The sequence below is a fragment of the Paenibacillus elgii NBRC 100335 genome, assembly GCF_004000865.1.
GTDB classification, from domain to species: domain Bacteria; phylum Bacillota; class Bacilli; order Paenibacillales; family NBRC-103111; genus Paenibacillus_G; species Paenibacillus_G elgii.
In genome coordinates, this window is the sequence record NZ_BIMB01000029.1 from 53,807 (window position 1) to 76,989 (window position 23,183).

The following is a 23,183-nucleotide window of genomic DNA, read 5'->3' on the forward strand; positions in this document are numbered from 1 at the left end:
AAATCTTCCTCTCAAGTGAATTCAAAGTTATGTATTTCCAGATCCAAAAGGACTAGGTCTATTGTACCATGACTGTGCTGAATTTACAGATTTTTCTTGCACGAAAACACAAAAACCGCCCTACCCACTAAAGCATGGATAAGGCGGTTCTTCCGCTCATCATTCGTTGTTATATTACCATCTTATTCCGAAACCTTCAAGAGGTTTTGCAATTTTTGTCGTAATTTCAATTTTCCGAAATAATGGTGAAGCGCAGGTCAGCTGGGATGAGAAGACGAAAACGGTGGTAGTCGTCCGTGAGGACGCCGATTCGATGAAAGAACGGGTAACACTGCTGGAGGAAGCCGTCGCTGCCGATTCCCCGAAGGAAGCGGTGCAGACGTTTGCCAAAGGATTGAAAAACCGTAACGGGGCCCTACAGTATGCGGTGATATCCAAAAAGATGCGCGAGGAAATCGGCAACGACTATGCGGCCAATCGCTGGCAGACAGGTAGCTCCAGCCCGTGGTATGCCTCGATTACGGCGAATGAAGGCGTGCAGAACGATGACGGGACATGGCTTTTTGAACTGCATGGCGTGCTTACCGACTCAACGAATCAACAGGAGGACCGGCGTTTTTCGTTCAAGGCTCTGAAGGAGAACAACCGCTGGGTCGTGGAAGAGTTGAATGGGAAGGATTGACCTGATGACCTTGCGGCTTGTCTTCCTTTTTCTTGCAAAAACTTACCTTTAGCTGATAGATCGGCTATAATTAAGGTTTAAGAAGAGAAAGGAGCCAAGCACACCATGGCAGGAAGAAAAGAAGACGAGCTCGACTTGACGCTGCTCGGCAACCAGCAAACGAAATATCCGATGAACTATGCGCCGGAGATGCTCGAATCGTTTGATAACAAGCATCCGTACCGCGATTATTTTGTCAAATTCAATTGCCCCGAATTTACGAGTCTATGCCCGATTACCGGCCAGCCGGACTTTGCGACAATTTATATCAGCTACATCCCGGACCTCAAAATGGTCGAGAGCAAATCGCTCAAGCTGTATTTGTTCAGCTTCCGCAATCATGGCGACTTCCACGAGGATTGCATGAACATCATCATGAACGATTTGATCAAGCTAATGGACCCCAAGTACATTGAAGTGTGGGGGAAATTTACCCCGCGCGGAGGCATTTCCATCGATCCTTACTGCAACTACGGACGTCCGGGGACGAAATACGAACAGATGGCCGAGCACCGGCTGCTGAATCATGACCTGTACCCGGAGAAGGTCGACAATCGCTAAGCTGCGACGGCGGAAAGGGCAAACCGTAGGCCGGATTGCAGGGCAGTTATGGAGAAGAACGAAGCCGCACCCCCTGGCAGCAGGGGCGCTGCGGCTTTTTGGCATTCGGCGGGGCTGTAACGCCTATAAATCTCGTTCTTGTTCGCCGCTCTTCACCGTCAAATCAAATCCGTAGAACGAGCCGCTGACAGAATTGTGGGGGTCTGACGTTATTTTTGTAAAAGCTACCTTGATCGTCTTTTTTTGCCTGGAAGGTATTGTCAAGGTTTGGTCCCCAAGGATGTCAAGCGATTCCAAGAACGAGCCGTCGAGATACTGCTGATTGCGGATGGAAGCGGCGAATTGGCTATCTTGACCGCTATGATTAACGAAGGTCAGCGAACAAGTACCTGTGACCTGTTCGCCTTCTTTTTTGTAGTTGCAGTTACTTTCGTCCTTGACATATTCCAAGGCGTAGATGCCTTTAGCCCACACCATTTGATAAGCTGTGACCAATTGAGGGGGCAGCCAGAAGGCCAAAATTAAAGCGAGCAGGGTAATCTTTCTTGCATGGCGCTGCAGCGAGGCCCTGAGCGTGAACAGACCGGCGAACAGCAGCAGCAATGAGGTGATGCCGACATAGTTGAAACCGCTGACGCCTCGTGACCGTACAGGCAGCCCGATCCATTCAAAAAGTCGCTCTCCGAGCGCCGTGGTATAGGGATAGGACCAATTCAAAATAATGGTGCTTGTGATGAGCATTAAAGCGATAGCAAGCCGTTGGCGCCTGCTCATTTCGCATTCCCTCCTTCGCTCGAGAATAGAATCGTTCCGAACGCTTGTGATATTAAATTAAACGAAAAAACTATGGAAAATGTTTCTTCCGACAAGAAGGCAGCAACAAAAAAGGACCCCTCAAACGAAGGAGTCCTGAAAAATCTTATATGCTTACAAACGGCGGTTCCCGTTCTACTTGGCAGCTGCAACAAGCTCCCGCGCATCGGAGCGTCTGGCGACAGGGGAGGCAGCAGCGACCTGAACCGGTCGGCCGTGGCCTGCCAGCTCGAACGGAATGCACAACGGAACGCCGGTGCGGGGGTCCGGCACAATGTCCGCTTCGATGCCGAAGACGTTTTGCAGCATTTCCGGTGTCATCACTTCTGCCGGACTGCCTACCGCTGCTACCGTTCCGCGTTTAATCGCCACCATATGGTGCGCATAGCGGGTCGCATGGTTCAAATCGTGAACGACCATAACGATGGTGCGCCGCTCTTCGAGGTTCAGCTTTTCCAACAGCTTAAGCACTTCAAGCTGGTGGGCCATATCGAGGAATGTCGTTGGCTCGTCAAGGAACAGAATGTCGGTTCCTTGGGCAAGCGCCATGGCAATCCATGCGCGCTGACGCTGCCCGCCGGACAATTGGTCGACGGGACGGTCATGAAATTCCTCCATTCCGGTCATGGCAATCGACCAGCGTACGATCTCGCGATCTTCCTTGGTCAGCGAGCCGAATCCTTTCTGATGGGGGAAGCGGCCGTAGGTAACGAGTTCGGAAACGGTCAATCCGTCCGGGGCCGTCGGGTTTTGTGGCAAAATGGCGAGCTGCTTGGCCACTTCCTTGGTCGATTGCTGATGGATCGACTTGCCGTCCAGAAAGACGCTGCCTTGCTTCGGCTTCATCATGCGGGCCATCGCTTTCAGGATCGTCGATTTACCGGACCCGTTCGCGCCGACCAGCGCCGTAATTTGTCCTGAGGGAATGCTGATATTTAAATTTTGCACAATGGACCGTTCCCCGTAGGCAATTTCCAACCGTTCCGTATATAACCGTTCCAACCGAACCACTCCCTTAAAATTTAGCTGAACTCCGAGGCAGGAGATCTTATTCAACAAGTACCGGCGAGGGTACCATGACAAGGACGATGATAATGAGAATCTTTATCAATTGAATTGTATAACAGAATACACTGGAATTTCAACCCTTTTTGGGAATTTTCCTTGTCCGTTTTCCAACAAGTTGTGAATCCCGGATCGAGAGAAGGCGGCGAGGAACGGGTAAGAGTGCGCAACCGGGTTTCTGGGCGTATAATGAATGGAGAAACAGTGGCCTCCTCCGGCTTCATGAACGCGTCCGAACGTCATAAGAGGAGGGGAATGGAGGATTCGAATGTTAAAGCTGGGCGTATTGGATCAATCGCCGGTCATTCCGGGAGAAACGGCGGCAGACGCGATGGCGCGCACTTTAGAGCTGGCTAAAACAGTTGAACGGCTCGGTTATACGAGATACTGGGTGTCGGAGCATCATGATACGCCGGGTCTCGCCGGTTCTTCTCCGGAAATTCTAATCGCAGCCATTGCCGCGCATACGTCGCGGATTCGGGTCGGCTCGGCCGGCGTGCTGCTGCCTCACTACAGCCCGTATAAAGTCGCGGAAAATTTTCGGGTGCTTGAAGCCCTTTATCCGGGACGGATCGATCTTGGCATCGGAAGAGCGCCCGGCGGCATGCCGATTGCCTCGGAGGCGCTGCGGTACGGCCGGCCGAAGGAGCGGGAGGAGCATTTCGCTGAGATGCTCCGTGATCTCGGAGGCTTTCTTTCCGACTGGCTAGGGCCGGGACACCGTTTCGAAGGCGTGCGGGCGACGCCGCTCGTCGATACGGCGCCGGAGCTATGGCTGCTCGGCTCCAGCGGCTTCAGCGCGGACCGGGCCTCGGAGCTGGGAGGGGCGTTCTCGTTTGCGCATTTCATTAACGGCGACGGCGGTCATGAAGCGGTTCGGCGGTATTTTGCCAATTACCGGCCCGGCCCGCTCGGCGCGTCTCCTCAGGCGAACGTATGCGTGATCGTCATCTGCGCCGACACGGACGAGGAAGCGGAACGGCTGGCGTCATCGACTGATTTGCGCCTCTTGCTGCTGGAGCAGGGGCAGTTCCGTCGGCCCTTCCCAACGCCGGAGGAAGCCGCCGGTTATCCGTACACCGACTGGGACCGCATGCGCATCCAGGCGAACCGGAGACGGATGATCGTTGGCGGCCCGGAGAAGGTGAGGGCGCAGATGCTTGAGTTCAGCAAGGGCTACGGGGTGGAAGAGCTGATCGTGCTGACCTATACGTACGACTTCCAGGCCCGGCTGCGCTCGTACGAACTGCTGGCAGATTTATTCGGGCTCGGCCGGTAATACGAAAACGGGACTCCGTTCGGACCTGACAGGTCTTCAAGGAGTCCCGTATCGCGTAATAGCGTGCATTCCGTTCAGTGAAAAGGCTTGACGCTTTCGACGCGCAGCATGATCTGCTTGTCCAGCAGCTCGGGCCGGATGGCCGGATTGCCCGCGTTGACGCGCGGAATTTCCAGCTTCGGATTGGCGCGGGTCGCCATCTCGTTCACAATCGTAAAGGCGTAACGAAAGCCCGCTTGCGTAAGAAGGTCTTGCGCCGTCTTGGAATGGATGCCGAACGGGTAAGCGAAGCTGTCTGCCGCATGATCGCTGCCGTACAGCTCATTTAGCCGCTGCGCGCAGGCTTTGGTGTCCGCTGCCACCCGGGCGACGGCCTGCTCGGGCGTTTCCAGCGCGCCGTCTTCCCGCGTAAGCGGTCCGATAATCGCCGCCGTCTTCCCTTCCTTGAAATGCAGATTGTTCGAGTGACATTGAAAATCGTAGCGCCCGGGCCGCTCGCTCAGCATTTGCCGGATCTGGTCGCGGGATAGCGCCGGAATCGACGGAGCGAGCGGGTCGTTCAAATCCTTCGTCACGACGAAATTAACGGCCGGCACGTCAAGCTCTTTCAGAATCGGATACGCGTTATCGTAGAAGCTTTTGTAGCCGTCGTCAAAAGTAACGAGCACCGCTTTGTCCGGCACGGAACCGCCATCGTAAAATTGCTTGAATTCGCTGAGTGAAATGAAATGATAGTCTTTTGACTTCAAATAATTGAGCTGATCGCGAAACAAAGCGGTGGAGACGGTGCTCGAGCTTTGGTCCGCATCATGGACATGATGGTACATCAGGACAGCCACTTGGTCGCGGTAGCGCAGCGCGTCTTTATACGACCAGGCGTCAAGCGCGCCGATCAAAACTACGGCAAGCAGCAAAGCAGCCAAAACTTTTTTGATCATAGCAGGGTCTCCCTCGGGTAAAGCTGAAGCAGCTTCCGGATATAAACGTCTATAGTCAGTTATATCGGTTCCGGGGCCGAATTTCAAGTTTAGTTACATCGCCCCGGCACAACCGGGCCAAGACAAGGGGAAGTCGTCATCATAAAGCTGGGGAAGCGCATCGGACAAGGATATACGGCAGAAGTATTTGAATGGGGGAGCGATAAAATCATCGTTCCGGCCCCCCACCGGAGACTTGATGGAATACGAATGGCGGATCAGCCGCCAAGTGGCCGGGCTCGGACTGCCGGTGCCCGTGGTTTGTGGAGAGCATAACGGAGGAGGAGCGGAGCAAGCTCCGGGAGTTGGCGAACCGGCAGCTTAACGGGTAAGGCGCAGCTATATAAAAAGCACCTCTAGCGCTCGGTGGATTCACCGGTGCCGGAGGTGCTTCTAAATGTAATCCGACCGTTTACGACATCTTCGATTCGCTTAGTCGCGGATTTCTACAATCAGCTCGATTTCCACCGGTGTGTGGAACGGAAGGTCGCTCGTGCCGATCGCGGAGCGAGCGTGTTTGCCGTTCTCGCCGAAGACGGCGACGAGCAGGTCGGATGCGCCGTTCATAACATACGGCTGGTCGCCGAAGCCCGGCGTGCTGTTGACGAAGCCGAGCAGCTTGACGATTTTGACCACGCGGTCGAGGTCGCCCAGGTAGCCTTTCAGCACGGCCAGGCAGTTGATGATCGTTTGGCGGGCCGCTTCTTGGCCTTGCTCGATCGTTACGTCCTTGCCCAGCTTGCCTTCGTACATCAATTCGCCGTTAATGCGGCAATCTTGACCGGACAAATAGAGCAGGTTGCCGGTCCGGTTGCACGGAATGTACGTAAAGCGCGGCTCCGGGGACGGGGGCAAAGTAATGCCGAGTTCTTGTAAACGCTGTTCGATTTGGGACATAAATAGGATACCTCCGATAGTTTCGTTAAATTAATGGGTGCAGCACGACGCTGCACGAATAAGTCCGCCCTCGCGGGCATGCGTGTGTTGGTCGCCGGTGAGTGTTGTTTTGCCCGCTACAATGACGTGCGAGATGCCGTTCGGATACTGTCTTGGCTCTTCGAACGTGGCAAGATCCCGGATCGTATCCGGGTTGAAGACGGTCAGATCCGCGGCATAGCCGGGAACGATCAGTCCGCGCTTGCCGAGCTTGAAACGCTGCGCCGGGAACGATGTCAGCTTGCGGACCGCTTCCTCCAGCGACAGCACGCGCTGGTCGCGCACGTATTTGGCGAAGACGCGAGGGAACGTGCCGTACAGCCGGGGATGCGGCTTGCCGGTTTCGCAAGTCAGGCTGTCGGAAGCGATCAGCGACTTTTCATAGCGAACCACCTGCGAGACATCGTCATCCGACATGTGGAAGTACACGATCGAGATGCGGCCTTCCTCTTCCAGCAGCAGGTCCATCATGCAATCCGCCGGATGTTGGCCGCGCTCCTCGCTGATTTCTGCGATATGCTTGCCTTCCAGATGCCGGTTTTTCTCGGTATGCACCGCCGAGATGACAACGCTCTGCCAGCCGGTGGAGCAGACGAGGTTGTCCCAATCGTCCTGCTCGCGGCCGAGCTCCTCGCGGATGCGGGCGCGCAGCGAAGGATCGCGGAACGCTTCCAGTGTGCCTTCGATACCGCCTTCAAGCACCCATGGCGGAAGGACAGTTGTCAGCGTTGTAGAGCCCGCGTGGTAAGGGTACACGTCGCAGGTCACGTCCATGCCGCGGGCCCGGGCGTCCTCGATCAGCTCCAGCGCCTCCAGCACCTTGCCCCAGTTGCGCTTGCCGGCCGCCTTCAAATGGCTGATATGCAGCGGCACGCCGGCTTTCTCCGCAATCCAGATCACTTCCTTGACCGAAGGAATCAGATTGTTGCCTTCGCCGCGGATGTGCGTGGAGAACAGTCCGTCGTACTTCGGCAGGATCGAGCACAGCTCCGCGATTTCCTCCTTGGCCGTATAGCTGCCGGGGGCGTACAGCAGGCCGATGGACAGCCCGATGGCGCCCGCCCGCAGCCCTTCCTCCAGCATCAGCTTCATGCGCTCCAGCTCGTGCGGCGCAGCCGGACGGTTCGCAAAGCCCATGACAGCGATGCGCAGCGCGCCGTGCGCGACGTAGGTGGCGACGTTCTCCGACGGGCCGGAGCGGGCCAGATGCTCCATGTACTGCTCGACGGTTTCCCACGGCCAAGCCCAGTCCGTCTTGCCGAGCACCGGCTGAACATAGCTTTGCAGCAACTCGGCGCGCTCCTTCACGAAGGGAGCCGGCGCGAGTCCGCAGTTGCCGACGACTTCCGTCGTCACGCCCTGCCGGATTTTGATCTCGCTGTGCGGATGGTCGAAAATCATCAGGTCGGAGTGGCAATGGCCGTCGATAAATCCGGGAGCGATCACTTGGCGGTGCGCGTCGATGACGCTTCTCGCTTCCTGCTCCACCCGGCCGACGGCGGCGATCCGCCCGTCTTTCACACCGACGTCGCCGAAAAACCAAGGGTTTCCGGTGCCGTCCGCAATACGCCCGTTACGAATGATAAGATCCAGCATGATTACGAGCCCTCCCCGCTTACTGCAGCTTGCCGCGCGCCAGAACGGCCCGCTCCTCATAGTTGTCGCCGCTCTTGAAATAGACTTTGTCATGCAGATTGACCGTGCTGCAAATATGATTCGGGATGATGTGCAGCACATCGCCGGCCTTCAGGCCGGAAGCTTGGGCAGCGGGACCGAGCCGCAGCATGCCGTGCTCCTCCGACATCCGCTCCAGCACCGCGTCCTCCAGCTCGACGATGTGCCCGAAGCCTTGCAGTTGCATCGGGTCTGTGTTCGGCTGCACGTCTGTGGCGAACGTCTTGCTTCCTCCGTCGACCACGGCCAGATCGGCGGCCGGCCGGCTGACGACCGTCACGCGGACGGCGCCGGCGCAATCGCCGAGCGAGCAGACACCGAGGCGGGCCTGCATCCGGTCCTGGAACACGTAAGTGCCCGGCCGGATTTCGGTCACGCCTGGGACCACAGCAGCTTGAACGCCTGTCGGCGTGGAGCCGACGCTGACGTCCGCGATCGGCACGCCCTTCGCGCGAATGCGGTCCGCGAGCTCGGCCATCAGCCGGCCTTCCTCAGCGCCGGCCGCTTGCAGATCGAGCGTCGGCTTACCGCCGAGCAGCGCGCCGCGGAACGTGTAGATGCCCGTCAGGCGCAGGCCTTCCATTGCGTGGATAGCGGATGCCAGCGCTTCCGCCTGATCGTACGGCACGCCTGTCCGGCGCAGACCGGTATCGATTTCGAGGCGGACCTGCAGCTCGCGTCCGGCCTCAAGGGCGGCTTGGGACAGCAGCTTGGCTCCGTCCAGACTGTCGACGCCGACGATCAGCTCGATTTGCCCGCTAAGCCGTATCGCACGTGCGATTTTGGCCGGGGTGACGAGCGGATAGGCGATAAAAATGTTCTTGATGCCGTGCTCCGCCATCACTTCCGCCTCGGACACTTTCGCAACGGTGATGCCTACCGCGCCGGCGTCCAACTGCTTCTGCGCGACCCATGGCATTTTGTGCGTCTTGGCATGAGGCCGCAGCGCGATGCCGAGCCTTTTGGCCGAGTCGGCCATGGAACGGATGTTGCGCTCCATGACGTCCGTGTCGATGATTACGCTGGGGGTATCCAGTCGGTCGTTCATCGTCTCACTCACTCCCATAATATTTCGAATATTCTGATAAGCATAAGAGCGCCGCCCTGATTCGAGCCGAATTCCCCTCTTCAGACCGGTCGTTTCCGGGGGCTGAATGGTCCCCGGGTCATTCTGAGAAAGATACTAACATAATCCAGCGCGAAATCAAACAAAAAGTTTTTTTGGTTGAAAAAAAGTATGTTAGCTTCCCCTTAGAAATGTGCTAGTATTAAGGCATCGCAACGCTTACAATTCCATTTCCAAGCTAAACGGGGGAACGACACAATGAAACGGTGGCTGTCGAAGTCGCTCAAACACAAGCTGTCCCTGCTGCTGCTGATTGCGATTGTCCTGCCGCTGCTCGCCACAGGAGCGGTTTCGTACAATATAGCGACCTCCGCCACGGAGGAGAAGGCGAAGCAATCGGGCATGAACACGCTGCGTCAAATTGCGGACAAGCTGGAGTTCGTTATACAGGACGTCGAGAACATGTCCCTGTTTATTATCGGCCAGCGAGAGGTTCAGGCGTATCTGGACAACGACCGGGAGGACGTGGCCCGCTATACGCTGAACGTCGGCTTTTTGACCAATCTGGCCTTTTCCAAAAAATACATTTCCAACATCACGATCAATTCGGCCAACGGCTATCCGCCGCTGTCGAACACGACGGTGCTTTATTCGGGCCTGCCGGACGTGCTCCGCAAAAATGAGGAAATTTACCGAAACAGCACCAAGTGGTGGACTCCGCTGTACGAGAATCAGACGACGGAAGGGCTGAAGAAGGTCGTCTCCCTTGTCCGTCCGATCCGCAACGTGAACAACTTCAAGCCGCTCGGCGAGCTGTCCATCAGCTTGGACGAAGCCGAGATTGCCCGCTACTTGAAGGAATCCGGCTGGGAAGCCAAAGGCTTCGTGCTGCTGCTGGACGCGAACAACCGGATTTTATCCGGCGGCGAGTCCGCGTGGCTGAACCGTCCGGTCAGCGAGCCGTTCCCGGATATCGGGCCGATGGCGGAAGGGAGCGGCGTTCTCAATTACGGCCACGGGGACGGGCAGAAAACGATTTTGTACTACACGCTCCCGAGCCTGAACTGGAAGCTGGTCGGCTTCATCCCGACCCAAATCTATACGGCGCAGAACGTCTATGTGCTGACGGTTACTGCGGTAGCGGTCGGCATCTCGCTGCTGCTGGCTGCCGGGCTGGTGCTTTATTTCATCCAGTGGGTGACGCGGCCGCTGACCCGGATGACGCAGACGATGAAGGACATCAACCCGGACGAGCCGATCCCGACGTACGAGGTAAAAAGCAGCGACGAGGTCGGCCTGCTGCTGCACAGCTACAACAAGCTCAGTGACCGGATTCAGCGGCTGAAGGAGCAGGTGCAGCTGAACGAGGCGAAGAAAAAGGAAGCCGACATCCTCGCGCTTCAGGCGCAGATCAATCCGCACTTTTTGTACAATACGCTATCCTCGATCCATTGGATGGCCTTGATGAATCAGGACCGGCAGATCGCCGAGATGGTCGGGGCGCTCAGCGATTTTCTCCGGTTCAGCCTGAACAAGGGCGAGGAGTTTTGCCCCGTGCAGCAGGAGATTGCGCATGCGCAGAACTATGCGTACGTGCAATCGATCCGCTTTCCCGGCCAATTTGAGATGGAGGTTTACATCGACCCGGCCATGCACCAGCAGCCGATGCTTAAGCTGCTGCTCCAGCCGCTGATCGAGAACAGTCTGATTCACGGCATTCAGAAAAAGCAGGAGCCCGGCTTCGTGTATGTTCACGGTGAGCTGAGCGGCGCGCGGATGAAGTTTGTCGTGGAGGATACGGGCATCGGCATCGAAGCGGACAAGCTGCGCGAAATTCGCCGCCAGCTTGCTTGGACGGGGAACGGCGCACCGGCGGCCAAAACGAGCTACGGCTTGCGCAACGTGCATCAGCGTCTGCTGCTGCATTACGGCAGCGAAGCGGGGCTGACGATCGACAGCGAGCCGGGCAAAGGTACCCGCGTTTCTTTTAGCATTCCGGTATTGGAGGAGCCCGCATGAAAATTTTAATCGTAGACGACGAAGTGATCATAAGGAACGGGCTGTGTACCGTCATCGACTGGAAGGAGCTCGGCTTGACGCTGCTCCCCCCGGCTTCGTCCGCCGAGGAAGCGCTGGCACGCATCCCGGCGGAGAAGCCGAATATTTTGCTGACGGACATCCGCATGCAGGGAATGGACGGCATTCAGCTCGCACACGAGGTGAAGCGGCTGCTCCCGGATACGGAAACCGTCATTCTGACGGGCTACGACGATTTTGCGTATGCCCAGCAGGCGCTGCGCGAAGGAGTGACCGATTACCTGCTGAAGACAAGCCGGCCCGAGGAAATTATTAAAGCGGCGATGAAGGCGAAGCAGCGCATCATGGACAAATGGGAGAATGCCAAGCAGGAAACGATGCAAACGGCGGCCTTGCGCAGCCAATTGCTGGATCGGCTGCTGATCCAGGGCGACGAGTCGTCCCTGGCGCCGGTTCAGGCCTGGTTCCGCAAAAACGGCGTGCAGCCGGACGAATCGTCTCTGGCGCCGATGCGGGTGCTGCTGCTCGCGGCAACAGGCTGGGGGGACGGAGCGCTCGCCGGTCTTCTGCTCGGCGCAGCCGAAAATATGCTCTATGAGCTGCTTCCGGCGGTAACGATGCTGAAGGCCGACCGCATCGTGCTTGTCGTGCGGGAGGAAGCCCGCGTGTCGGACTGTGGCGGCTTGGGGCGGGCCATCGATCGGGTGCGTCAAACGCTGAAATGCACGGTGTTCGCGGCGCTCGGCCGCTCCGTTGCTTCGTACGGCGAGCTGCAGGACTCTTACCGGGAAGCCGGGACGGTATTTGCGTACCGTGGACTGCTCGGGGCCGAGGGACTATATACGTCCGCAGACATCGCGGATCGCTGCGGTGGCCGGACCGTCTGCTCCCAGAAGGAGGAGTCGGAGCTGGCGGCCATTCTGATGAGCAACAACGGAGCCGACCTGCGGCATTGGGTGAACCGGAAGGTGCGGGAGCAGCTCGAAGATTCGGCGGCCACGCCGTCTTCGGTGCAGGCGTTTCTGCAATCGATGGTCATTGCCGGCCACCGCTGGCTGGAGCGGTCGCAGGGCGGCGGGAAGCCGGAGGCGGCCCTCCATACGTTCGAGGTCGATTCGCGCGCCGAGGACGAAGTGTTCAAGCTGCTGTCCTCGGTGATGGCGGCGTTCCACGAGGCGATTGCCGACAAGCCCTTTGCTTATATTCAAAAATCGATCGTCTACATCAAGGAGCATCTGGACCAAAGCTTGTCGCTGCAGCAGGTGGCCAAATTCGTTCACTTGAACCCGAACCACTTCAGCGAAGTGTTCAAGCGGGAGACGGGGCTGAACTATATCGAATTCGTCACGCTGGAGCGGATGCGGCGGGCCGCGGAAATTTTGCAGGAGTCGCAGGCGAAAATCAGCGAGGTGGCGAGCAGGGTCGGCTACGAGGACATCAAATATTTTAGCCAGCAGTTCAAAAAGCATACCGGACAGACGCCGTCGGAATTCAGGCAATCGGTCAAAGACTGAATTTTTTCCACCCTAGGGCCGAAATCTCTCCCGTTACGTATTCCGGGGATTGTCCCCTATACTGAAGCAGTACTCACATATATAAGGAGGGTTCGTAAGATGAACAAAGCGGCTACAACGGGAGTCCTGTTGACCCTCTCGCTTTCGCTCCTCGCCGGCTGCGGCTCGGGTGGAGACCAAGCGGGTACAGGCGGCAGCGCGGGCGGAGACAAAGGAAAAGCGTCCGATAAAGTAAAGCTTTCGCTCTGGCATAACTTCACCGGGGACGATCTGCGCGCCAAAACGATGCGCGGGATCATGGAGCAGTACAAGAAGGATCACTCGAACGTAGAATTGGATATTCAGGGCATTCCGCCCGATGGTTACAGAGCCCGTTTGAAAACGGTTGCGGCGGCGAACGAAATGCCCGACTTGTTTGTGATGTGGCCAGGCGTCATGACCAAAGAATTTGCCGGAGGCGATCTGCTTCAGCCGATCAACCCGCTGCTGGACAGCAAAGCGGATTGGAAGAACGGCTTCCTGCCAAGCTCCTTCGATGACTTCACGCTGAACGGCAACATCTATGCCGCTCCGATGGGGCTGTCGCCGACGTCGATTTTATACTACAACAAAGCCATATTCGATAAACACAATGTCAAGCCGCCGAAAACGTGGGATGACATGATGAGCTTGGTCGAAACGTTCAAGAAAGAAAAAATAACACCGATCGCTCTCGGTAACAAAGCGGCTTGGCTGGCGCAGTCCAGTATTTTGAGCTCCTTGGCCGACCGCGTGACGGGAACGGAATGGTTCCTGAACGCAGCCGAGCAAAAAGGCGCGAAGTTCACCGATCCGGAATTCGTGCAGGCGCTGACATACCTGCAGCAGCTTGGCAAAGCCGGCGCGTTCCAGGACGGCTTCAACAGCATCGATAACACGCAGATGGAGCAAATGTTCGCGCAAGGCAAAGCGGCAATGATGATCGACGGCGGCTGGGCACTGACGAACCTTGCGGCCAATGCGTCCAAAGAAGTGCTGGACGGCATGGACGTAACGGTGCTGCCTTCCGTTCCGAACGGCAAAGGCGATCCGAACTCGCTTGCCGGCGTCGTCGGAACCGGTCTCGGTATGAGCAAGAAGACGTCCGGCGCAAGCAAAGAAGCGGCGTACGAACTGATCTATGCCATGTCCGGCCCGGCGGCGCAGAAGGCGACGCTGGAAAGCAACCAGCTCGTCAGCTACAAGGTCGATCTCGACACAAGCAAGGTGTCCTCGCTGTTCGCCAAAGTCCACAACATGGTAGGCACCGTGAAACGGACGCCGGTTTATGACGGACGCCTGAGCTCGGCCGCAGCCGATGTCGTGAACAACGGCCTGCAGGAGCTGCTCATGGGCGCCAAACCCGAAGACATAGCGAAGAAAATTCAAGACGCGCAAGCCAAATCGGTCGGCGCAAAATAAGATGGGCCGCGCGATTCCAGCTCTTCACCGGGGCTGGAATCGCCAGTTCCGGAAGAAGGAGGGGATTCCATGACGGCAGCGGCACGTATTCGAGGGTTTATTGCGATAGGTCTTCTCCCGGCCACGCTGATTTTCGTCTTTTTCGCGATTATACCGATTTTCTGGTCCGCGTATTACGGCTTTTTCGATTGGAAAGGCATCGGGGCTGCGAAGTTCATCGGCTTCGACAACTACGTGGAAGTGGTCCGCGACCCGATTTTCTGGCTTTCGTTTAAAAACAACATGCTAATTGTCGCCGCTTCGGTGTTCGGTCAAATTCCGATCGCGCTTATTCTGGCGCTTGTGCTTACAAGCAGCTCGCTCTTTCAGCGGATGATCCGCGCTTCGGTATTTATGCCGATGGTGCTTTCCTCGGTTGTCGTGGGGATCATTTGGAGCTACATTTACCACCCACAAATCGGCATTTTGAACTTCCTGCTCGATGCCCTCGGCCTCGAATCCTGGAAGATGCAATGGTTATCCGATCCGAAAATTTCCATGTATATGCTCATGATCCCGATTATTTGGAACTACATCGGGCCGTACATGATTATGTTTATCGCCGCGCTGCAAAATATTTCCCCGGAAATTGACGACGCTTCGCGAATCGACGGTGTCGGGCCGGTGCGGAAATTGTTCTCGATCACCCTGCCGATGATTTGGGATACGATCAAGGTTGCCGTCGTGCTCTGCATCTCGGGCAGCTTGAAGGCCTTCGACCTGATCTACGTTATGACAAACGGCGGACCGGCGCACTCGACCGAGCTGCTCGCTTCGTATATGTACAACAACACGTTCAACGTCTTCCGCTTCGGCTACGGCAGCGCTGTATCGACGGCAATCATTATTCTCAGCCTGCTGCTGATCCTGGGAAGCCAATACCTCATGAAACGCAATTACCGATAACCGAAAGGAGGGACCCGTCATGGAACAAGCTTTGTCAGTAAAAACGGGAAGCGTCACGGGCAAAGCGGGGGCAAAATGGAGCCGCGGGCTAATTAACGTCCTGCTCACGATTTACGCCCTTGTTACGCTTTATCCTCTGTTCTGGCTGTTCGTCAGCTCTTTTAAAACGAACGAAGAGTTTCATTCCAAGCCGTTCTCCTTGCCGGAGGTATGGCAGTGGGACAACTTCGTACGGGCTTGGGAAGTATCGGCGATGGGAACGTCGCTTGTCAACTCGACCATCGTTACCGTCTTGTCGTTGGCTTTGACACTGGTACTCGGCGCGCTGGCGGCTTACGTATTGGCACGCTTTGATTTCAAACTGAAGCCTTTGTTCATGGGCTTGTTCTTGCTCGGCATGCTCATTCCGATTCACAGCACGCTCGTGCCGCTCTTCGTCCTGATGAAAAAGGTCGGGCTGCTCGATACGTATGCGGCGCTCGTATTCCCTTATACGGCATTTGAGCTGCCGCTGGCGATCTTCGTCGTCGCGGCATACTTGACCGCGATTCCGAAGGAGATCGAAGAAGCCGCACTGATCGACGGCACGGGGTATTGGGGCATCTTCTTCCGCATGATGCTGCCGCTTAGCTTGCCAGCCTTGTCGACCATAGCGATTCTTGGCTTTTTGCGGTTCTGGAACGACTTCGCGTTCGCGCTCGTCTTTATCAGCAAGCCCGCTTTAAAAACGATTCCGCTCAGCTTGTCCGTCTTTGCGACGGGGTATGCGACCGACTACAAGCTGACGATGGCTGCGATGTCGATCGCGGTGCTGCCGACCATTATCGTCTACCTGCTGTTCCAGGAGCAGATTATGAAAGGGATGACGGCCGGGGCGGTCAAGGGATAAATTGATCGCATGCGGGGAGAAATATTTGCTATTCACAGATTTGGACAAATGTGGTAGTATCCGGGTGGAGAGAGGGGGATCAGCATGGCTGGTTTGAAAGTAGCTGTGATTGGCGCAGGTTCAATTTCGGAAATGCATTTAACTTCGTATCAAAATCATCCCGAGGCAGAGCTCGTCGCCGTCTGCGACTTGGTGGAAGAACGGGCGCGGCAGGCCGCCGACAAGTTCGGCGCGAAAAAGGTGTACACCGATTACCGCGAGCTTCTGGCGGACCCGGAAGTGGAAGCGGTCAGCATCTGCACCTGGAACAACTCTCATGGCGAGATCAGCATTGCGGCGCTCGAAGCGGGCAAGCATGTACTGTGTGAAAAGCCGCTGTGCACGACCGTCGATAAGGCGCTTGAGGTGGAAGCGGCGGTTCGCCGGAGCGGCAAGCTGCTGCAGGTCGGCTTCGTGCGCCGGTACGGAACGAATACCACGGTGCTGAAAAAGTTCATCGACGCGGGCGAGCTCGGCGAGATCTATTATGCGAAAGCGTCCTACCTGCGGCGGCTCGGCAATCCGGGCGGCTGGTTCTCGGACACCGAGCGTTCGGGCGGCGGGCCGCTGCTCGACATCGGCGTGCATGTGATCGATCTGTGCTGGTACTTGATGGGCCGTCCGAAAGTGAAATCGGTGACGGGCAATACGTACAAGAAGCTCGGCAACCGCTCGAACGTGCAACATTTGAGCTATTATCAGGCGGCGGACTTCGATGCTTCCAAAAACACCGTCGAGGACATGGCGAATGCTTTGATCCGCTTTGAGAACGGCGCTTCGCTAATGGTGGACGTCAGCTTTACGCTGCATGCGAAGAGCAACGAGGTGGCCGTGAAAATATTCGGCGAGCGGGGCGGCACGGAGGTCGAGCCAGACTTTACGATCGTCACGGAAAAGCACGATACGATTTTGAACGTGACGCCGCAGATCGACAATGCGAGCTTTGATTTTATGGCAGGCTTCCAGAACGAAATCAATACCTTCGTCGACTGCTGTCTCGGAAGGGCCGAACTGATCAGTCCGGTCGAAGACGGCGTAGAGCTGACCAAGATTATCTCCGGCATCTACGAGTCGAGCGAAAAAGGCATCGAAATTCAATTCTAAAACCAAGTCCGGTGAACGGCGCGCTGTGCGGTGGAAGAAAGATCCGTCGGCTCTGCCTCGTTCACCGGACTTCTGAATATGGAGGAGAGCGGAGATGAAATTGACGAACAAAATCGGCGTGATCGTCGACAGCTTCGGTGTCGGGGTTCGCGAAGGACTGCGCAAGGCGAAGGAGGTCGGCGCCGACGGCGTACAGATTTATGCGGTCAGCGGCGAGATGGACCCGGCCGCGCTGACGGCGGAGGCCAGACGTGAGCTGAAAGCATACATCGCTTCGCTGGGGCTCGAAATTTCCGCGCTCTGCGGCGATCTGGGAGGGCATGGCTTTCAGGACGGCGCGGCCAACCCGGCGAAGGTCGAGAAGTCGAAGCGCATTCTCGATCTGGCGCTCGATCTCGGCACCAACATCGTAACGACACATATCGGCATTGTGCCCGAGGATACGAGCGGCGAAGTGTACCACAATATGCAGACGGCCTGTGAGACGCTCGGACAGTATGCCAAGAGCTGCGGCGCATATTTTGCCATCGAGACCGGCCCGGAGCGGTCCGCTCATCTGAAAAGCTTCTTGGATACGCTCAGTACGAACGGCGTCTCGGTGAACTTCGATCCTGCGAACATGGTCATGGTTACGGGAGACGACCCGGTGGAGGGCGTGCGGCTGCTTAAGGATTACATCGTCCATACACATGTGAAGGACGGCATCCGGTTCCGCGAGGTAGACCCGCGCGAGGTATACGGGGCGCTCGGCTTCGAGCCAATGGATCATGGCAAAATTGCGCAGATGGTCACGTCCGGCGAAATTTTCAAGGAAGTGCCGCTTGGCGAAGGGAAGGTGCCGTTCGACGCTTATTTTGCTGCGCTTCAGGAGATCGGCTATCAAGGCTATCTGACGATCGAGCGTGAGGTCGGCGTACAGCCGGAAGTCGACATCCGGCTGGCGGTCGATTTTATTCGGCGATATAAATAACGAACGCAAGCAATGGAAAACTCGGTGAATAACAGCGGAGGAGCGACGAGCATGAAAATTGCGCTGAGCGTATGGAGCGTTCATTCTTATTTCAACAGCGGTGAATGGTCGCATGCGGATTTGGCTGAGTTTGTAGCCAAGGAGACGAAAGCGACCGGCATCGAAGTGCTAACGCGGTATTGGAAGCCGGAGGAGCTGGAAAGCTTCCGCGCTACGCTCGACCGCCATAACTTGGAAGTAGCCGCGATCGGGGCGTCGAACAACTTCTCCTTCAGCGATCCGGCCAAGCGGGCAGAGCAGGTTCGCGAGATAACGGGCGCGGTCGATTTGGCCCGCACACTTGGCACCCGCGTCGTACGTGTATTCTCCGGCGACGTACCGCCGGACGGCAGCTCCTATGACGAGGTCAAAGGCTGGATCGTCGAAGGCTTGCAGAAAGCCGCTGCCTACGCTGCGGAGAAGGACGTTTTGCTGTGCCTGGAGAACCACGGCGTATTCGCCGGAAAGGCCGACCAGGTGCTCGGTATCTTACAGGAAGTAAACTCGCCGTTCCTGCGCAGCACGTTCGATACGGGCAATTTCCTGCTCGTGAACGAGCACCCGGGAGAAGCGCTAGAGACGCTATATGAGCAAGTCGCCCATGTGCACTTCAAGGACTTCGTCCGCGTGGACGAGCATTACGAAGGGCGTTCATATCAAGCATTGTCCGGCGACCGGTTTGCCGGGCGCATCGCCGGCGAAGGCAGCATCAATCTGAACAGCCTGATGACAAGGCTGCGTCACGCGGACTACGACGGCTGGCTGACCGTCGAGTACGAAGGCGACGACGAGCAAAAATTCGGTGCAATCCGTTCGGTCGCAAACCTGGACCGAATTTTATCTACTATTATATAGACGCAAAAAAGAGGGCGTTCACGCCCCAAGGTGTCTGGAATGTGGTCTAAACAAAAATAGAGATAATACATAGGTGGGGTATCCACTGGAGAAGCGATAGCGGCCGCCTTTGTCTTCGGGAAATATCCGCTACTAAGCGGCTTCAATAAAAATTTCCCGATGACCCGGGGTCCCCGCAAAGTAATCGGACTAAGCTTCCCCGATTCAACTTCACTTTGTGGGGTGGAGCAGCGGTCGGAAGTGGATACCCTACCCCCACGTACACCTCTATTATCTCACCTGACCACTTTCTCACAGTCTGAAGGGCATCCAAGCCCTCTTTTTTGCGTTCCTCACTCCGCAAATCGGTCCGCCACCGAGCTGGCGCCGAACGACATCGGCTTAATCCGCGCTTCGTAGCCGACGGAGGTGACCCAGCCGCAAATTTCCTGAATCAGCACCTTCGTTTCGCCCTGCTGACCGATATCGATGTGAATTTCCAACGGCCATTGGGAAGTCAGGTCGCTCATTCCGCTGCGGTTCAACAGCTCGACCAGCTCCAGGCTGAGCTCGGTTTCGCGGTATATGCGCGTGCGCAGGTCGAAGAGCGGGCGGCTGCTCCGTTTGCGATAAAAAAAGCGGGCTCCCTTGCCGATCCGGTGAATGATAACGGCCGTGACGAGCGTCGTGCTGCGCCGGGTCGTATGGGAATCCGTTCCGATAACCAATTTATAGCTTGCTTCCTGATCTTCTTGGACAAAGTCGTGCAGGATTTTAACCATTTCCTCCAATGCAACGGAACCTCTAGTCGGGCTAAGGAACATCATCTGTTATCCAACTCCCTCCAAGATTGAAAATGACCCCATAACTATAGTTTACGCCAAAAATCGTTAAAATAGTTTAAATTTACAGCGGCTCGACTGGAATCGGAACTTGGAACTCAACGGGTAGTCAACAGAAAAGCGCAGGATCTAAAGAGGTGCAAAAAGAGGATTGGTGCAATAGAGCAGAGCGTGCTAAACATAAGTTGTTCATATAAAAAGAGCTAGGTCCCTTAAAAAAGAGCCTAAGCCTTATGGCTCAGGCCAATGAAAAAAACATCCTCTTTTATTGTAAAATAACGGGGGACCAAATTCAAATCGTTAGACAGCGGTAAATTTTAATAAAATTCTGAAAAATAATTCAAAATAGAGCGCTTTCATCATATAATGGAATTAACCTGTCAGCGGCATCGCTGTAAAAGGAGGCTTGGCACCATGGAGGGGAGATTTTCCGTCGGACTCGTTATAGGAACGATGCTCAGTATACCGCTGTGGGTATCCGCTATCGGGTGGATGAGGCTCGCTGGTTCCGCCGTAGAATATTTATTCCGTCATCATCTCATCTAATGATCGGACAGAGTGCTATGAAGATGGCCTGGGGACTCGTCCCGGACGTCTTGCTCCTCCGTTTGACTATCGTCATAAGACCGCACTTTCCGCAGGCGAAAGCTTCCGGAAGAACGCGGTCTTTTCTTTGTCCGCGATGAAGCGGGGCATGTTCCTTTTTGTCGAAAAAACAGGTAAAATAAAGGAAATACGCCTGTTATTCGTACAATTAGGAAGGGGAGAGAGCACGTATGAAAATGATGCCGCGTCCGCTCAAAAAGCCGGAATCGGGAATCAAGGTCAAAGCGGGGACGGCTTGCCTTTTTCTGCTGCTGACGCTTCCCTGGCCTGTCGCGCAAGCAGGTTTTATGGACCGGGTGAAAGACATCTACGACATGCCGGAGCAAATCGGCCAGCTTCAGAATCAATATAACGAGACGAAGCAGGAGCTGGAGCGAAACCGGGAGCGGCTTGAGACGACGCTCAAGCGCTCGGAGGAAGCCGCAGAGCAGTACAAAGCGACGGAGCAGCGGCTGCTGGAGGAAAATCACGAGCTCCGCAGCCGCAACGAGCAATTGGAGCACCTGATCCGGCGCTTGGAAGAAGCGGAGCAGGCGAGTGCGCAACGCACGAGACAAATCGTTCGGACGGCGTTGGCGGGAGTGCTGCTTGTTGTGCTTTATTTTGTTCTGATGCGAGTGATTCGGCTGGCCGTATGGCGCCGGAACCGCAGCGCAAGTCACCGGGGAGGGAACAGATGAAGATTCACGTAGAAGAAGGAGCCGGAAGCGAGGGACAAGCGGCAGCCGTGGAGCTTGCCGCCGGCGAAGCCGCCTTGGTACTGCATCCGAAGCAGATCATCGCCTTTCAGGGCCGTTCCGGGAGCCGGGAGGACCGTCTGCTGAATGTGGCCGGAGTTTATCGGAAGAAGCGTTGGATCGAGTCGCGTTTGACCGGCCCTGCGCGCTTTGTGCTGGGCGTTCCGGCAGGTTACAGCTTCCGGGCGATGGAGCTGCCGGAGGATAGCAGCCTGCTTTTCGACATCCGGTATGTGCTGCTGTACAGCGAGGGGATGAAGCTGCAGAGCCGTTTCCAAAAAATCAAGCAAGCCGTTGTAACGCAGGATTGGATTCGGATGAAATTTTCCGGTGGCGGCACGCTCGGTCTGCTTAGCTGCGGTCCTTTGTGCGAGCTCACGATCGATCCGTCGGAACCGGTCTATGTCGATATTGGCTGTCTTGTCGCTTATCCGGAGGAAGCTAAGCTACAGCTTTGCGTCTACGGCAACCCGCTTGCGAGCCAGCGCATGAACTACCATTGGGAAATTACCGGCTCGGGCAAGGTGCTCTTGCAGCCTTCCAGACCGCGATTAGGGCTGGCCGACCCTTTGCAGGGCGATTCCTTGTTCAAACGGATTTTGAGAGAAGCGCTTCCGTTCGGTGGGGTCATTATAAAGTAAGCGTGGCTTTGGCTTCGTGGTTTATGATTCAAGTCGCTGCGCCGAAGATAAGATAGCCGTTGGCTTTAGCTGTCCGGCCCTTATTTTGTCCGCCGTGGACGGAAAAGCAACCTTTTTGGGATTGGCTGCGTAATTAATTATGGTTTCAAAGAAAGGATGTGAACCTATGACCACTTCCTCGCCAGGAATGGGCAATTTATTTCGCAACCGGTTCGTACAAGTCATCCTGCTGTCGGGTTTGCTGCTGCAAATCGGCATTTGGGTGCGCAACTTTGCCATTTTGCTGTTTGTTGTCGATCAGACGAACGGGGATTCAAATGCCGTTGCGATGATCTCAGTGGCCGAATTTGCGCCAATCTTTATTTTCTCGTTTATCGGAGGTACGTTCGCGGACCGCTGGAGGCCGAAGCGGACGATGGTCTGGTGCGATATTCTCAGTGCAGTATCCGTTTTTGCCGTGCTGCTGACTCTGGTATACGGCAGCTGGAAGGCCGTGTTTTTCGCCACACTGGTTTCCGCCATCCTATCACAGTTCTCGCAGCCTTCGGGGATGCGGCTGTTCAAGCTGCACGTGCCCGAGGCGCTCATTCAAGCGGGTATGTCGATTTACCAGACGATGTTCGCGCTGTTCATGGTACTGGGCCCGATTCTCGGCACCTTCGTCTATCAGCGTTACGGCATTGTGGTAGCCATCGCCATCATGGGCGTTGCCTTTCTGCTGTCCGCCCTGGTGCTCGTCATGCTGCCGCCGGATACCGAAGAGGAGACTGCCAAGGAGCGCACTTCCATTCGTGAGGAAATGGCCGCCGGTTTCCGCTACGTGCTGTCCCGCAAGCTGCTGTCCACGCTCGGTCTTTGCTTCATGACCGCCGGTTTCGCGATCGGCCTCATTCAGCCGCTCGGCGTCTTCCTGGTCACGGAACGGCTCGGGCTGCATAAAGAAAATTTGCAGTGGCTGATGACCGCGAGCGGCGTAGCGATGATTGTAGGCGGCGGACTTGCCATGGGGCTGTCGAAGAAGTTTGCGCCCCAAGTGCTGCTCATAATCGGTATGGCGGTCAGTGCAATAAGCGTTGCTCTTACGGGCTTTTCGACAGTGTTGTGGTTTACACTGTTCGCCCAGTTCCTCGCAGGCTTGGTACTGCCCTGTATTCAGATCGGTATTAACACACTTATTTTGCAAAATACGGACGGGGCGTTTGTCGGACGGGTCAACGGTATTTTGAACCCGATTTTTATGGGCTCGATGGTCGTGACGATGAGCTTGGCCGGCAGGCTGAAGGAGCTGTTTTCGATCGTGGGGATGTATGAAGCGTCGGCTGTTCTGTTTGCAATGGGCGTGCTGGTCATGCTTCCCGTTATGCGTATGCCGGCGAAGTCCGGGATGCCTGAAGGTTGAGCGGGCAGTCACTAAAGCAGTAGGGAAGAGGAGCGGACCGTAGATATCATTACGC

The 23,183-nt window shown here is 56.2% G+C and carries 23 protein-coding genes; 16 read left to right on the forward strand and 7 right to left on the reverse strand.

The features are described 5' to 3' along the window. Positions 1 to 283: 283 nt before the first annotated feature. Both PEL01S_RS20640 and queF read left to right on the forward strand, forming a co-directional pair. The gene (locus PEL01S_RS20640) at positions 284 to 682 is read left to right on the forward strand and encodes a hypothetical protein (RefSeq protein WP_127461643.1); all 399 of its coding nucleotides are present in this window, start codon (positions 284 to 286) and stop codon (positions 680 to 682) included. Between the two features lie 105 nt (positions 683 to 787). Continuing rightward, positions 788 to 1,282, forward strand: a complete 495-nt coding sequence (gene queF / locus PEL01S_RS20645) for a preQ(1) synthase (protein WP_036689824.1) — start codon at positions 788 to 790, stop codon at positions 1,280 to 1,282. A gap of 123 nt (positions 1,283 to 1,405) precedes the next feature. Here queF and PEL01S_RS20650 read toward each other — a convergent pair whose 3' ends face one another. After that, positions 1,406 to 2,056, reverse strand: coding sequence for a hypothetical protein (locus PEL01S_RS20650; protein ID WP_127461644.1), 651 nt, complete (start codon positions 2,054 to 2,056; stop codon positions 1,406 to 1,408). 174 nt (positions 2,057 to 2,230) lie between these two features. Continuing rightward, positions 2,231 to 3,097, reverse strand: coding sequence for an ABC transporter ATP-binding protein (locus PEL01S_RS20655; protein ID WP_063178331.1), 867 nt, complete (start codon positions 3,095 to 3,097; stop codon positions 2,231 to 2,233). A gap of 331 nt (positions 3,098 to 3,428) precedes the next feature. On the opposite strand from PEL01S_RS20655, the gene PEL01S_RS20660 reads away from it, so the two are divergent. After that, a complete protein-coding gene (locus PEL01S_RS20660; RefSeq protein ID WP_063178332.1) occupies positions 3,429 to 4,439 on the forward strand; it encodes an LLM class flavin-dependent oxidoreductase in 1,011 nt (336 codons plus the stop codon). 74 nt (positions 4,440 to 4,513) lie between these two features. Here the strand turns inward: PEL01S_RS20660 and PEL01S_RS20665 are convergent, their stop codons facing one another. After that, the gene (locus PEL01S_RS20665; RefSeq protein WP_127461645.1) at positions 4,514 to 5,377 is read right to left on the reverse strand and encodes a polysaccharide deacetylase family protein; all 864 of its coding nucleotides are present in this window, start codon (positions 5,375 to 5,377) and stop codon (positions 4,514 to 4,516) included. Positions 5,378 to 5,615: 238 nt separating this feature from the next. Between PEL01S_RS20665 and PEL01S_RS35325 the strand changes: the two genes are divergently transcribed. Continuing rightward, a complete protein-coding gene (locus PEL01S_RS35325) occupies positions 5,616 to 5,741 on the forward strand; it encodes a hypothetical protein (RefSeq protein WP_255320143.1) in 126 nt (41 codons plus the stop codon). A 107-nt stretch (positions 5,742 to 5,848) separates the two neighbouring features. Here PEL01S_RS35325 and PEL01S_RS20670 read toward each other — a convergent pair whose 3' ends face one another. The 3 genes from PEL01S_RS20670 to PEL01S_RS20680 are packed head-to-tail and all read right to left on the reverse strand — an operon-like array spanning position 5,849 to position 9,074. Further along, positions 5,849 to 6,313, reverse strand: a complete 465-nt coding sequence (locus PEL01S_RS20670; protein ID WP_010495738.1) for a RidA family protein — start codon at positions 6,311 to 6,313, stop codon at positions 5,849 to 5,851. Positions 6,314 to 6,343: 30 nt separating this feature from the next. Beyond that, entirely contained in the window at positions 6,344 to 7,948 is a 1,605-nt protein-coding gene (locus PEL01S_RS20675) for an N-acyl-D-amino-acid deacylase family protein (RefSeq protein ID WP_127461646.1), read from the reverse strand. 19 nt (positions 7,949 to 7,967) lie between these two features. Then, positions 7,968 to 9,074: an alanine racemase gene (locus tag PEL01S_RS20680; protein WP_127461647.1), complete on the reverse strand. Its 1,107-nt coding sequence runs from the start codon at positions 9,072 to 9,074 to the stop codon at positions 7,968 to 7,970. A 276-nt stretch (positions 9,075 to 9,350) separates the two neighbouring features. On the opposite strand from PEL01S_RS20680, the gene PEL01S_RS20685 reads away from it, so the two are divergent. From PEL01S_RS20685 to PEL01S_RS20720, 8 genes are all read left to right on the forward strand, one after another. Next, positions 9,351 to 11,111, forward strand: a complete 1,761-nt coding sequence (locus tag PEL01S_RS20685; RefSeq protein ID WP_127461648.1) for a cache domain-containing sensor histidine kinase — start codon at positions 9,351 to 9,353, stop codon at positions 11,109 to 11,111. After that, positions 11,108 to 12,643, forward strand: a complete 1,536-nt coding sequence (locus PEL01S_RS20690) for a response regulator (RefSeq protein ID WP_127461649.1) — start codon at positions 11,108 to 11,110, stop codon at positions 12,641 to 12,643. The genes PEL01S_RS20685 and PEL01S_RS20690 overlap by 4 nt, the downstream gene beginning before the upstream one ends. A gap of 99 nt (positions 12,644 to 12,742) precedes the next feature. Continuing rightward, positions 12,743 to 14,083: an extracellular solute-binding protein gene (locus PEL01S_RS20695; RefSeq protein WP_127461650.1), complete on the forward strand. Its 1,341-nt coding sequence runs from the start codon at positions 12,743 to 12,745 to the stop codon at positions 14,081 to 14,083. 69 nt (positions 14,084 to 14,152) lie between these two features. Continuing rightward, positions 14,153 to 15,028: a carbohydrate ABC transporter permease gene (locus PEL01S_RS20700; protein ID WP_063178344.1), complete on the forward strand. Its 876-nt coding sequence runs from the start codon at positions 14,153 to 14,155 to the stop codon at positions 15,026 to 15,028. A 19-nt stretch (positions 15,029 to 15,047) separates the two neighbouring features. Next, the gene (locus PEL01S_RS20705) at positions 15,048 to 15,917 is read left to right on the forward strand and encodes a carbohydrate ABC transporter permease (RefSeq protein ID WP_108533344.1); all 870 of its coding nucleotides are present in this window, start codon (positions 15,048 to 15,050) and stop codon (positions 15,915 to 15,917) included. Positions 15,918 to 16,001: 84 nt separating this feature from the next. Continuing rightward, positions 16,002 to 17,060 carry a Gfo/Idh/MocA family protein gene (locus PEL01S_RS20710; RefSeq protein WP_127461651.1) on the forward strand — a complete coding sequence of 353 codons (1,059 nt, stop codon included), beginning with the start codon at positions 16,002 to 16,004 and terminating at the stop codon, positions 17,058 to 17,060. A 94-nt stretch (positions 17,061 to 17,154) separates the two neighbouring features. After that, positions 17,155 to 18,030, forward strand: a complete 876-nt coding sequence (locus PEL01S_RS20715) for a sugar phosphate isomerase/epimerase family protein (RefSeq protein WP_108533346.1) — start codon at positions 17,155 to 17,157, stop codon at positions 18,028 to 18,030. A 51-nt stretch (positions 18,031 to 18,081) separates the two neighbouring features. After that, a complete protein-coding gene (locus PEL01S_RS20720; RefSeq protein WP_127461652.1) occupies positions 18,082 to 18,924 on the forward strand; it encodes a sugar phosphate isomerase/epimerase family protein in 843 nt (280 codons plus the stop codon). A 332-nt stretch (positions 18,925 to 19,256) separates the two neighbouring features. Here PEL01S_RS20720 and PEL01S_RS20725 read toward each other — a convergent pair whose 3' ends face one another. After that, on the reverse strand, positions 19,257 to 19,730 hold the full coding sequence (locus tag PEL01S_RS20725; RefSeq protein ID WP_010495759.1) for a ribonuclease H-like YkuK family protein: 474 nt from the start codon (positions 19,728 to 19,730) through the stop codon (positions 19,257 to 19,259). Between the two features lie 429 nt (positions 19,731 to 20,159). Between PEL01S_RS20725 and PEL01S_RS35330 the strand changes: the two genes are divergently transcribed. From PEL01S_RS35330 to PEL01S_RS20740, 4 genes are all read left to right on the forward strand, one after another. Then, a complete protein-coding gene (locus PEL01S_RS35330) occupies positions 20,160 to 20,291 on the forward strand; it encodes a hypothetical protein (protein ID WP_255320144.1) in 132 nt (43 codons plus the stop codon). Positions 20,292 to 20,521: 230 nt separating this feature from the next. Continuing rightward, a complete protein-coding gene (locus PEL01S_RS20730) occupies positions 20,522 to 21,031 on the forward strand; it encodes a coiled-coil domain-containing protein (protein ID WP_127461653.1) in 510 nt (169 codons plus the stop codon). Continuing rightward, on the forward strand, positions 21,028 to 21,729 hold the full coding sequence (locus PEL01S_RS20735; protein WP_010495762.1) for an AIM24 family protein: 702 nt from the start codon (positions 21,028 to 21,030) through the stop codon (positions 21,727 to 21,729). Before PEL01S_RS20730 ends, PEL01S_RS20735 begins: the two co-directional genes overlap by 4 nt. Positions 21,730 to 21,895: 166 nt before the next feature. Beyond that, positions 21,896 to 23,128: an MFS transporter gene (locus tag PEL01S_RS20740; protein ID WP_127461654.1), complete on the forward strand. Its 1,233-nt coding sequence runs from the start codon at positions 21,896 to 21,898 to the stop codon at positions 23,126 to 23,128. Positions 23,129 to 23,183: the final 55 nt, after the last annotated feature.

What these genes read in the sequence shown, in the direction of transcription:
- PEL01S_RS20685 (WP_127461648.1), top strand. Translation starts at nt 9,351, where the DNA reads ATGAAACGGTGGCTGTCGAAGTCGCTCAAACACAAGCTGTCCCTGCTG.
- PEL01S_RS20660 (WP_063178332.1), top strand. Translation starts at nt 3,429, where the DNA reads ATGTTAAAGCTGGGCGTATTGGATCAATCGCCGGTCATTCCGGGAGAA.
- PEL01S_RS20690 (WP_127461649.1), top strand. Translation starts at nt 11,108, where the DNA reads ATGAAAATTTTAATCGTAGACGACGAAGTGATCATAAGGAACGGGCTG.
- PEL01S_RS20730 (WP_127461653.1), top strand. Translation starts at nt 20,522, where the DNA reads ATGAAAATGATGCCGCGTCCGCTCAAAAAGCCGGAATCGGGAATCAAG.
- PEL01S_RS20720 (WP_127461652.1), top strand. Translation starts at nt 18,082, where the DNA reads ATGAAAATTGCGCTGAGCGTATGGAGCGTTCATTCTTATTTCAACAGC.
- PEL01S_RS20665 (WP_127461645.1), bottom strand. Translation starts at nt 5,377, where the DNA reads ATGATCAAAAAAGTTTTGGCTGCTTTGCTGCTTGCCGTAGTTTTGATC.
- PEL01S_RS20725 (WP_010495759.1), bottom strand. Translation starts at nt 19,730, where the DNA reads ATGATGTTCCTTAGCCCGACTAGAGGTTCCGTTGCATTGGAGGAAATG.
- queF (WP_036689824.1), top strand. Translation starts at nt 788, where the DNA reads ATGGCAGGAAGAAAAGAAGACGAGCTCGACTTGACGCTGCTCGGCAAC.
- PEL01S_RS20700 (WP_063178344.1), top strand. Translation starts at nt 14,153, where the DNA reads ATGACGGCAGCGGCACGTATTCGAGGGTTTATTGCGATAGGTCTTCTC.
- PEL01S_RS35330 (WP_255320144.1), top strand. Translation starts at nt 20,160, where the DNA reads ATGGAGGGGAGATTTTCCGTCGGACTCGTTATAGGAACGATGCTCAGT.
- PEL01S_RS20675 (WP_127461646.1), bottom strand. Translation starts at nt 7,948, where the DNA reads ATGCTGGATCTTATCATTCGTAACGGGCGTATTGCGGACGGCACCGGA.
- PEL01S_RS20680 (WP_127461647.1), bottom strand. Translation starts at nt 9,074, where the DNA reads ATGAACGACCGACTGGATACCCCCAGCGTAATCATCGACACGGACGTC.
- PEL01S_RS20695 (WP_127461650.1), top strand. Translation starts at nt 12,743, where the DNA reads ATGAACAAAGCGGCTACAACGGGAGTCCTGTTGACCCTCTCGCTTTCG.
- PEL01S_RS20735 (WP_010495762.1), top strand. Translation starts at nt 21,028, where the DNA reads ATGAAGATTCACGTAGAAGAAGGAGCCGGAAGCGAGGGACAAGCGGCA.
- PEL01S_RS35325 (WP_255320143.1), top strand. Translation starts at nt 5,616, where the DNA reads ATGGAATACGAATGGCGGATCAGCCGCCAAGTGGCCGGGCTCGGACTG.
- PEL01S_RS20715 (WP_108533346.1), top strand. Translation starts at nt 17,155, where the DNA reads ATGAAATTGACGAACAAAATCGGCGTGATCGTCGACAGCTTCGGTGTC.
- PEL01S_RS20705 (WP_108533344.1), top strand. Translation starts at nt 15,048, where the DNA reads ATGGAACAAGCTTTGTCAGTAAAAACGGGAAGCGTCACGGGCAAAGCG.
- PEL01S_RS20650 (WP_127461644.1), bottom strand. Translation starts at nt 2,056, where the DNA reads ATGAGCAGGCGCCAACGGCTTGCTATCGCTTTAATGCTCATCACAAGC.
- PEL01S_RS20710 (WP_127461651.1), top strand. Translation starts at nt 16,002, where the DNA reads ATGGCTGGTTTGAAAGTAGCTGTGATTGGCGCAGGTTCAATTTCGGAA.
- PEL01S_RS20740 (WP_127461654.1), top strand. Translation starts at nt 21,896, where the DNA reads ATGACCACTTCCTCGCCAGGAATGGGCAATTTATTTCGCAACCGGTTC.
- PEL01S_RS20670 (WP_010495738.1), bottom strand. Translation starts at nt 6,313, where the DNA reads ATGTCCCAAATCGAACAGCGTTTACAAGAACTCGGCATTACTTTGCCC.